We start from the raw sequence: 9,023 nt of genomic DNA, 5'->3' as shown, positions 1-9,023 counted from the left end.
GAAGTTTGTTATTGGTGGTACTTTAACAATACTATCTTGGGACAATCCTGTCACTGCCTTTTTTAGAAAAAGTAAAAAGCTGCGCCACAGCCTTGGCAGGCCATCGCGCAGCGATTTTGTTCACTTTCAGTTTGTCGCACTGATAAAATCCCTTTAGGAACTAAAGGGCGCACTTCTATACTCTCCTACCGGGAGTATGTGCGTCCTGCGGAGCTTCATTCTCCGTCAGCAGAAGAAAACTGCATGATCGAGAATGTTGCGTCACTTCGTTCCGTCAAGGTGGCTACACCCCCTTGCGCCGCTAAAGCGGCTATCCCCTGTGGACTTGCCGTCCGCAAACAGCATGAAATGCTGTTCGCCGCCAGCAAGTAAAAACACAGCGTAAAGTTATGTTGCGGAAATGTAAACTTGAAGTGGTGGTGGCTGAAAGCGTTCATTGCTATAATGAAATCACCAAATCAAAGGAGGATTTCATTATGAAATTATCAGATAAGATTGTTAGGTTGAGAAAGTCCAATGGAATGTCACAGGAAGAGTTAGCTGATAAGCTGGGCGTATCAAGGCAAGCCATTTCCCGTTGGGAAATGGGAACAGCTATGCCAGATGCAACAAACATTCTTCAACTCAGTAGGCTGTTTCAGGTTACAACAGACTACTTGCTAAATGATGAATACCAAAGCGACAATGACCTGCCGAAAGTTAAGGAAGTCAAAACGGACGGCATCCACCAGATCATGATTTTTTTGATCACTCTTGAAGTGATGGTGTTGATCATTCAATTCATGTCTGTTATGATCCTGCAAAACATTTTCTTTGGTGTCCTAAGTTTTATTCCTTTTATTGCTATGGTTGGAGGCTTTGAATACGCATATCAAAAAAAGGCAAATGAGCAGAATGAGAGAACAGTGCAATTCCGCAAGCGGTTTTATAAAGTCTCTGCATGGTTAGGCACATACTTCCCGGTTAGACTGTTGGTAAGTGCGTTAGTACATTTTTATCCTCGCCCTATCAATTCGCTTGCTTTGGAATGTGTCATCGCCGTCCTCTATCTGATGACTGCTACCTTCATAACATTAGAGATTGAAAAACGCCATCTTTCAAAGAACTGATTTTAGAACATAACGAATACCGAAAATCAGACCGTTGACTGGTCGCACTATGCGAAAAGTTGACGGTCTTTTTTTATCCCCAAAATCAAAAAAGGAGGTCAATCCCAATGACAAAACCGAAAACCCTCGACCAGCTCCGAGCCGAAAAGGAACGAGCTGAGACGCAGCTTGCACAGGAACAGCACAAGCTGGAGCGTCTGGAGAATCGAAAGAAGTATCTGGAGAAAGGCGAAAGGCAGAAACGCACCCATCGTCTTTGCAATCTGGGCGGCACGGTTGAGAGCCTTGCCCCGGAGGTCAAAGATCTCACACGCACCGAAATGACAGAGCTGATGGAACACATCTTTTCTCTGTCCGAAGTCCAGCGAGCCGTCCGTCACATGGCGATTACCCATATCAGCCAAGCAAACAGAGAAAAGGAGTTGAAAGCCGATGGCACTATTTCATCTAAGCGTCACGCAGACTAAGCGAAGCGCAGGACAGTCCGCTATTGCTTCTGCCGCCTACCGTGCCGGGGAGCGATTGTATAGTGAGTATTACGGCGAATACAGCGACTACACCCGCAAGGGCGGCGTGATCTGCTCCGACATTCTCCTGCCGTCCCATGCACCGCCAGAATACGCAGACCGTCAGACCCTATGGAACGCCGTGGAAAAAGCCGAGCGTGGGAAGAACGCCCAGCTTGCATACAGCTTTGACATTGCCTTGCAGAATGAATTTTCCCTTGAGGAAAACATCGCTCTTGCAAGGCAATTTTTGTTGGAAAACTTTGTGAGCCGGGGCATGGTGGTTGACTTCGCCATACACCAGCCAGACCGGGAGGACGGAGGCATACCAAACCCGCACTTCCATGTGCTTTGCCCTATCCGTCCCATTGAGCAGAACGGCAAATGGGGGCTAAAGCAACGCCGGGTGTATGAGCTGGACGAGGACGGCAACCGTATCCGGGACGCAGACGGAAAGTTTGTGTTCAACGCCGTTCCCACTACCGACTGGGGCAGTCCCGAAACGCTGGAATACTGGCGGCAGACATGGGCGGAGCTATGCAACGCCAAGTTTGCGGAAAAGGGGCTTGACGTTCGTATCGACCACCGAAGCTATGAGCGTCAGGGCGTGGAGCTTCTTCCCACCGTTCATGAGGGCGCAACCGTCCGGGCAATGGAGAAGAAAGGCATACGCACCGAGAAAGGCGAGTTCAACCGCTGGATCAAAGCCACCAATGCCGTGATCCGGGACATCAAGAAGAAAATCGCTCTCCTGTTCGATTGGATTGCCGAAGCAAAAGCAGAGCTTGCCAAGCCGCAGGCACCCGACCTTGTTTCTCTGCTGAACGCCTATTACACCAGCCGCAGAGCCGGGGCATATTCGCAGAAAGGCAAGGTCAGCAACCTAAAGGAGATGAACGAGACTTTCAATTATCTCCGGGCAAACGGCATTTACACTCTTGAAGATTTGGAAAGCCGTGTCAGCGAACACAGTGCTGCCACAGAGAGCTTGAAGAAAACGCTGGACGAACAGACCGCCCGAATGAAAGCAATTAAGCAGCTCTATGACAGCTCTGCTGCTTTCCAGAGCTTGAAGCCTGTCTATGACGGCTTGCAGAAAATCAAGTTTGAGAAGCCCAGAGCCAAGTACAAGGCAGAGCATGAAGCGGAACTGAAACAGTTCTACGCCGCCAGACGAAAGCTGACCGGGGAGTTCCCAGACGGCAAGGTGGATATGAAAAAGCTGTCCGACGAGTATGACGAGCTGGAACAGGCGCACGAAACCACCTATGGCGAGTTTAAGACCGTCAGAGACGATTTACACCGTCTTTGGAAGGTCAAGTCATGTGTAGATACTGCCGCCCGATTTAACGAGCGCACAGAGGAACAAATGCTCCAAAATCGACCCCAAACACGACACAAAAAGGAGGAACTATCCCGATGAATTATACCCAAGCACAGATTGACCGGGCAAACGCCGTCAGTCTGGAAGATTTTCTCCGTACACAGGGAGAGACGCTTATCAAAAGCGGACGAGAATACCGCTGGAAAGAACATGACAGCCTGACCATTCGTGGAAACAAATGGTTTCGCCACAGCCAGAGCAAGGGCGGCTATCCCATTGATTTTGTCATGGAGTTTTACGGAAAATCCTTTCCCGAAGCCGTCCAGCTCCTGACCGGCGAAAGCGGCGAGGGGCAGACCGAAGCCACCACAGCACCGCCCACAGCGTTCCACTTGCCCTTGCACAACAGAACAGCCGACAGAGCAATTCAATATCTTTGCGAAAGCCGAGGTCTCAACAAAACGCTTGTTGAGGCTTTTCTTCTTTCCGGGGATATTTACGAGGACGCAAAGCGGCACAATGTTGTGTTTGTCGGCAGAGACCGAAACGGCACACCGAGATACGCCCATGTGCGAGGAACGGCAGACACATTCAGACAGGATATTACCGGGTCTGACAAGTCCTATCCGTTCCGATATGAGGGCAACAGCAACCAGCTCTTTGTCTTTGAAGCTCCGATAGACCTTTTGTCCTTTATCTGCCTTTATCCGCAGGATTGGCAGACAAGGAGCTATCTTGCCCTGGGCGGCGTTTCTGGCAAAGCCCTTGACCGTTTTCTTTCTGAACGCAAGGACACCCGAAAAGTGTTCCTCTGCCTTGACAGCGACACCGCTGGAAATGAAGCCTGCACACGACTGGCACAGTCCATTTCCGTTGAGATTGCCGTCATTCGCCTTGTCCCGGCAAGGAAAGATTGGAACGATGTTCTCCGCCAGCAAGGGGACATTCCCAGCCGCAAATTCATAGCCGAGACAATCACGCTGCGAGAGCTGCCCACCGCCCAGCCTGTCCCCATGCTCCGCATGGCAGATGTGGAGCTGACGAGCGTGGATTGGCTATGGTTTCCCTATATCCCCTTTGGAAAGCTGACGATTATACAGGGCAACCCCGGCGAGGGCAAGACCTACTTTGCCATGCGTCTTGCGGCGGCTTGCACCAACCGAAAGCCTTTACCCGGTATGGAGACCCTTGAGCCTTTCAACATCATCTACCAGACCGCAGAGGACGGTCTGGGCGATACCGTCAAGCCCCGACTGATGGAAGCGGAAGCAGACCTTGAAAGAGTGCTTGTCATTGACGATAGGGACACACCGCTGACCCTTGCCGATGAGCGCATAGCAAGAGCAATCCGTGAGAACAACGCAAGGCTGGTTATCATTGACCCGGTGCAGGCGTTTATGGGCGCAGATGTGGATATGAACCGGGCAAATGAAGTCCGTCCCATCTTCCGCAGTCTGGGAGACATTGCACAGGCTACAGGGTGCGCTATCGTGCTGATTGGACACCTCAACAAAGCCGCAGGAACGCAAAGCACCTACCGGGGATTGGGGTCTATCGACATTACGGCGGCAGTCCGCAGTCTGCTGTTTATTGGCAAGCTGAAGGACAGCCCCACAACGAGGGTGCTTATCCATGAGAAAAGCTCCCTTGCGCCGCCCGGACAGTCCCTTGCCTTTTCTCTGGGAGACGAGAAAGGCTTTGAGTGGATAGGGGCTTATGACATTACCGCTGACGAGCTTCTTGCCGGGACAGACACCGCAAAGACCGAGAGCAAGACCGCACAGGCGCAAATGCTCATTCTGGAATTGCTTGCAAACGGAAAGCGTATGCCGAGTGCAGAGCTGGAAAAGGCAGTCAATGAGCGTGGGATTTCCTCACGCACCATGAGAACGGCAAAGAGCCGTATCGGGGACAGACTTGTGACCGAGAAAGACGGCACAGCATGGGTCTGCTATCTCCGAGACTGACAACAGGAACACGGCAAGCGTGGCAAAGACGGCAAGGTTTTTATAGATACCTTAATGTTGCCGCCTTGCCTTGTTCCCTCATACCACACCGCCCGATGATGAATAGTTACCGGGCACTTTTTCATTTACAGGAGGATTTTGAATGAACAATACCGCAACCAACACCGCCACTTGCCCGACTGTCAGAAAGCAGATTGGCAAGACCACCTATATCGTCCGTGTCCATTTCAGCGAGACCGCCAAGGAGACGATGGAGGACAAAATCAAGCGTATGCTCCGTGAAGAAGTCCGCAAAATGTGACTTCTTTTTGAATTTGATGAAAAAGTCCTTGACTTTTCGTCTCTGGCAAAACGGCAAAGTCAATCCTTATTTCCTGCGGCGCAAGGTTAGCCCCCTTTGACATACGGGAACTGCGCGAACTCATGGAAACCGACGAAATGGAGCTTGACACTTTGGGAGATAGAAAAACGGCATTGTTCGTTATCATCTCCGACACCGACGACACTTTCAATTTTGTTGTTTCCATTCTCTACACGCAGCTTTTCAACTTGTTATGCGACAAAGCCGACGATGTTTACGGCGGGCGGCTGCCTGTTCATGTGCGCTGCCTGTTAGATGAATTTGCGAATATCGGTCAAATCCCGAAGTTTGAAAAGCTCATAGCGACCATACGAAGCCGCGAAATATCGGCTTCTATTATTTTGCAATCACAGTCGCAGCTAAAGGCAATCTACAAGGACAACGCCGATACCATAGTCGGCAACTGCGACACGACCCTTTTCTTGGGCGGCAAGGAAAAAACGACGCTCAAAGAAATATCGGAAATCTTAGGCAAAGAAACGATTGACAGCTTCAACACTTCCGAAACCAGAGGGCGGGAGCTTTCGCATGGGCTGAACTATCAGAAGTTAGGCAAAGAGCTTATGACGCAGGACGAAATCGCGGTCATGGACGGCGGGAAATGTATCTTGCAGCTTAGAGGTGTGCGCCCGTTCTTCTCTGATAAGTACGACATCACGAAGCACCCGAAATACAAGTACCTGTCCGACGCAGACCCGAAAAACGCCTTTGACATGGAAAAGCATATCAAACGCCGCCCCACTATCGTAAAGCCGGACGAAGTATTTGACTACTACGAAATCGACGTACAGGAGGACGCAGCACCGTAAAGGGAGGTGGTAATCTATCCGAACTGTAAACACGGGCTATATGGTACGCGCCCCTACTTGGAGCGTGGCAGGAAGCCGCAGCGTATCAACCCTTACAAAAATGACAACTGAATACCGCCGCGCCGCAGCAGTTTAAGCAGCGCGAGGACGCAGCCGCCGAACACAGGCGGCTTTTTTCATACCCAAAACCAAAAACAAACAATTTTTATCGCCGCAAAGCGGCAGAAAGTGAGGATATTATATGGATTTTTTCAACAGCGCAGTTGACGTATTGCAGACTTTGGTAATCGCGCTTGGCGCAGGACTTGGCATTTGGGGCGGCATTAACCTCATGGAGGGGTACGGCAACGATAACCCCGGCGCGAATGCTCATGTACGGTAAAGAAGCAAGCAACCGAAAACAATAGATAGACCGCCAGCACTACACTATTCCGAACCAAAGACCAAAAGATAAGCATTTTGAGAAAATCTAAACTTTTGGATTTTCCTACAATGCCGACTACGGCGGAATCCCTCCCACTCCTTATATATTTCTTTCTGTATACATTGAATTTGTATTTAGTAAAATGCAGACAACACCACGGATCGGCTTTTGGCTGGACAATTCCAACCAAACACCGCAGCAGACAGTAGAAACCATTCTGAACGTTAGGAAGCCGGTATGATTGTTACATATAAGGGGAAGAAAAATTTCTTTTAGATACTTGTTTTCCTAAAACTGATGTGATATAATAGCTTCATTCCAGAAAAGGAGTAAAAAATATGCGGCAAGGTATTCTTAAATAAAACTATAATCAAATAGTGGGAACAAAGGATTATGATAGTTCCTTTTGTGGGGGCTTGATTTTTTGTACCCAATTTAAGAATACTTTTGCCTTATCAATTTTGACATATCCAAAAAAACAGCAGTCACAAACAGGTGTATGCTGTATATGTGTATGTCCGCAAATTATAATCCCCAGTGGTAAAAGTATTTTACTGCTGGGGATTTTTGTGCCCTTTCGGGCTGTAAAAGGAGGACAATCACATGAAAATAATCAATATTGGAATTCTTGCCCATGTAGACGCTGGAAAGACGACCTTGACGGAGAGCCTGCTATATGCCAGCGGAGCCATTTCAGAACCGGGGAGCGTCGAAAAAGGGACAACGAGGACGGACACCATGTTTTTGGAGCGGCAGCGTGGGATTACCATTCAAGCGGCAGTCACTTCCTTCCAGTGGCACAGATGTAAAGTCAACATTGTGGATACGCCCGGCCACATGGATTTTTTGGCGGAGGTGTACCGCTCTTTGGCTGTTTTAGATGGGGCCATCTTGGTGATCTCCGCTAAAGATGGCGTGCAGGCCCAGACCCGTATTCTGTTCCATGCCCTGCGGAAAATGAACATTCCCACCGTTATCTTTATCAACAAGATCGACCAGGCTGGCGTTGATTTGCAGAGCGTGGTTCAGTCTGTTCGGGATAAGCTCTCCGCCGATATTATCATCAAGCAGACGGTGTCGCTGTCCCCGGAAATAGTCCTGGAGGAAAATACCGACATAGAAGCATGGGATGCGGTCATCGAAAATAACGATAAATTATTGGAAAAGTATATCGCAGGAGAACCAATCAGCCGGGAAAAACTTGTGCGGGAGGAACAGCGGCGGGTTCAAGACGCCTCCCTGTTCCCGGTCTATTATGGCAGCGCCAAAAAGGGCCTTGGCATTCAACCGTTGATGGATGCGGTGACAGGGCTGTTCCAACCGATTGGGGAACAGGGGAGCGCCGCCCTATGCGGCAGCGTTTTCAAGGTGGAGTATACAGATTGCGGCCAGCGGCGTGTCTATCTACGGCTATACAGCGGAACGCTGCGCCTGCGGGATACGGTGGCCCTGGCCGGGAGAGAAAAGCTGAAAATCACAGAGATGTGTATTCCATCCAAAGGGGAAATTGTTCGGACAGACACCGCTTATCCGGGTGAAATTGTTATCCTTCCCAGCGACAGCGTGAGGTTAAACGATGTATTAGGGGACCCAACCCGGCTCCCTCGTAAAAGGTGGCGTGAGGACCCCCTCCCCATGCTGCGGACGTCGATTGCGCCGAAAACGGCAGCGCAAAGAGAACGGCTGCTGGACGCTCTTACGCAACTTGCGGATACTGACCCGCTTTTGCGCTGCGAGGTGGATTCCATCACCCATGAGATCATTCTTTCTTTTTTGGGCCGGGTGCAGTTGGAGGTTGTTTCCGCTTTGCTGTCGGAAAAATACAAGCTTGAAACAGTGGTAAAGGAACCCACCGTCATTTATATGGAGCGGCCGCTCAAAGCAGCCAGCCACACCATCCATATCGAGGTGCCGCCCAACCCGTTTTGGGCATCCATCGGACTGTCTGTTACACCACTCCCGCTTGGCTCCGGTGTACAATACGAGAGCCGGGTTTCGCTGGGATACTTGAACCAGAGTTTTCAAAACGCTGTCAGGGATGGTATCCGTTACGGGCTGGAGCAGGGCTTGTTCGGCTGGAACGTAACGGACTGTAAGATTTGCTTTGAATACGGGCTTTATTACAGTCCGGTCAGCACGCCGGCGGACTTCCGCTCATTGGCCCCGATTGTATTGGAACAGGCATTGAAGGAATCAGGGACGCAACTGCTGGAACCTTATCTCTCCTTCACCCTCTATGCGCCCCGGGAATATCTTTCCAGGGCTTATCATGATGCACCGAAATACTGTGCCACCATCGAAACGGTCCAGGAAAAAAAGGATGAAGTTGTCTTTACTGGCGAGATTCCCGCCCGCTGTATACAGGCATACCGTACTGATCTGGCCTTTTACACCAACGGGCAGAGCGTATGCCTTACAGAACTGAAAGGGTATCAGGCCGCTGTCGGCAAGCCAGTCATCCAGCCCCGCCGTCCAAACAGCCGCCTGGACAAGGTGCGCCATATGTTTCAGAAGGTAATGTAA

7 protein-coding genes and 1 pseudogene are annotated in these 9,023 nt (G+C 50.3%); all 8 read left to right on the top strand.

Annotated features, from left to right (window positions below):
- Positions 1–476 precede the first annotated feature (476 nt).
- The 8 genes and pseudogenes from QJ036_RS06755 to tet(W) all read left to right on the top strand — a co-directional run bounded on the left by QJ036_RS06755 (position 477) and on the right by tet(W) (position 9,023).
- Positions 477–1,109, top strand: a complete 633-nt coding sequence (locus QJ036_RS06755; protein WP_009256559.1) for a helix-turn-helix domain-containing protein — start codon at positions 477–479, stop codon at positions 1,107–1,109.
- Positions 1,110–1,216: 107 nt separating this feature from the next.
- Positions 1,217–1,576: a DUF3847 domain-containing protein gene (locus QJ036_RS06750; protein WP_156069170.1), complete on the top strand. Its 360-nt coding sequence runs from the start codon at positions 1,217–1,219 to the stop codon at positions 1,574–1,576.
- Positions 1,542–3,038, top strand: a complete 1,497-nt coding sequence (mobQ, locus tag QJ036_RS06745) for a MobQ family relaxase (protein ID WP_283230630.1) — start codon at positions 1,542–1,544, stop codon at positions 3,036–3,038. Before QJ036_RS06750 ends, mobQ begins: the two co-directional genes overlap by 35 nt.
- A complete protein-coding gene (locus QJ036_RS06740) occupies positions 3,035–4,906 on the top strand; it encodes an AAA family ATPase (protein WP_283230629.1) in 1,872 nt (623 codons plus the stop codon). The genes mobQ and QJ036_RS06740 overlap by 4 nt, the downstream gene beginning before the upstream one ends.
- Positions 4,907–5,048: 142 nt before the next feature.
- Positions 5,049–5,207 carry a transposon-encoded TnpW family protein gene (locus QJ036_RS06735; protein WP_002596227.1) on the top strand — a complete coding sequence of 53 codons (159 nt, stop codon included), beginning with the start codon at positions 5,049–5,051 and terminating at the stop codon, positions 5,205–5,207.
- Between the two features lie 32 nt (positions 5,208–5,239).
- Positions 5,240–6,076: pseudogene (locus QJ036_RS06730) on the top strand (VirD4-like conjugal transfer protein, CD1115 family); the annotation flags it as partial.
- Between the two features lie 241 nt (positions 6,077–6,317).
- Positions 6,318–6,458 carry a Maff2 family mobile element protein gene (locus tag QJ036_RS06725; RefSeq protein WP_003505404.1) on the top strand — a complete coding sequence of 47 codons (141 nt, stop codon included), beginning with the start codon at positions 6,318–6,320 and terminating at the stop codon, positions 6,456–6,458.
- Positions 6,459–7,103: 645 nt separating this feature from the next.
- Positions 7,104–9,023 carry a tetracycline resistance ribosomal protection protein Tet(W) gene (gene tet(W), locus QJ036_RS06720; protein ID WP_283230628.1) on the top strand — a complete coding sequence of 640 codons (1,920 nt, stop codon included), beginning with the start codon at positions 7,104–7,106 and terminating at the stop codon, positions 9,021–9,023.

The sequence above is a fragment of the Fusibacillus kribbianus genome (assembly GCF_030053595.1).
In the GTDB taxonomy this organism is placed as follows: domain Bacteria; phylum Bacillota; class Clostridia; order Lachnospirales; family Lachnospiraceae; genus Lientehia; species Lientehia kribbiana.
This window is presented reverse-complemented; position numbering and strand designations above follow the sequence as displayed.

Bases quoted from the DNA above. Each gene is read 5' to 3' on its own strand.
- QJ036_RS06755 (WP_009256559.1), top strand. From the start codon at position 477: ATGAAATTATCAGATAAGATTGTTAGGTTGAGAAAGTCCAATGGAATG.
- QJ036_RS06750 (WP_156069170.1), top strand. From the start codon at position 1,217: ATGACAAAACCGAAAACCCTCGACCAGCTCCGAGCCGAAAAGGAACGA.
- mobQ (WP_283230630.1), top strand. From the start codon at position 1,542: ATGGCACTATTTCATCTAAGCGTCACGCAGACTAAGCGAAGCGCAGGA.
- QJ036_RS06740 (WP_283230629.1), top strand. From the start codon at position 3,035: ATGAATTATACCCAAGCACAGATTGACCGGGCAAACGCCGTCAGTCTG.
- QJ036_RS06735 (WP_002596227.1), top strand. From the start codon at position 5,049: ATGAACAATACCGCAACCAACACCGCCACTTGCCCGACTGTCAGAAAG.
- QJ036_RS06725 (WP_003505404.1), top strand. From the start codon at position 6,318: ATGGATTTTTTCAACAGCGCAGTTGACGTATTGCAGACTTTGGTAATC.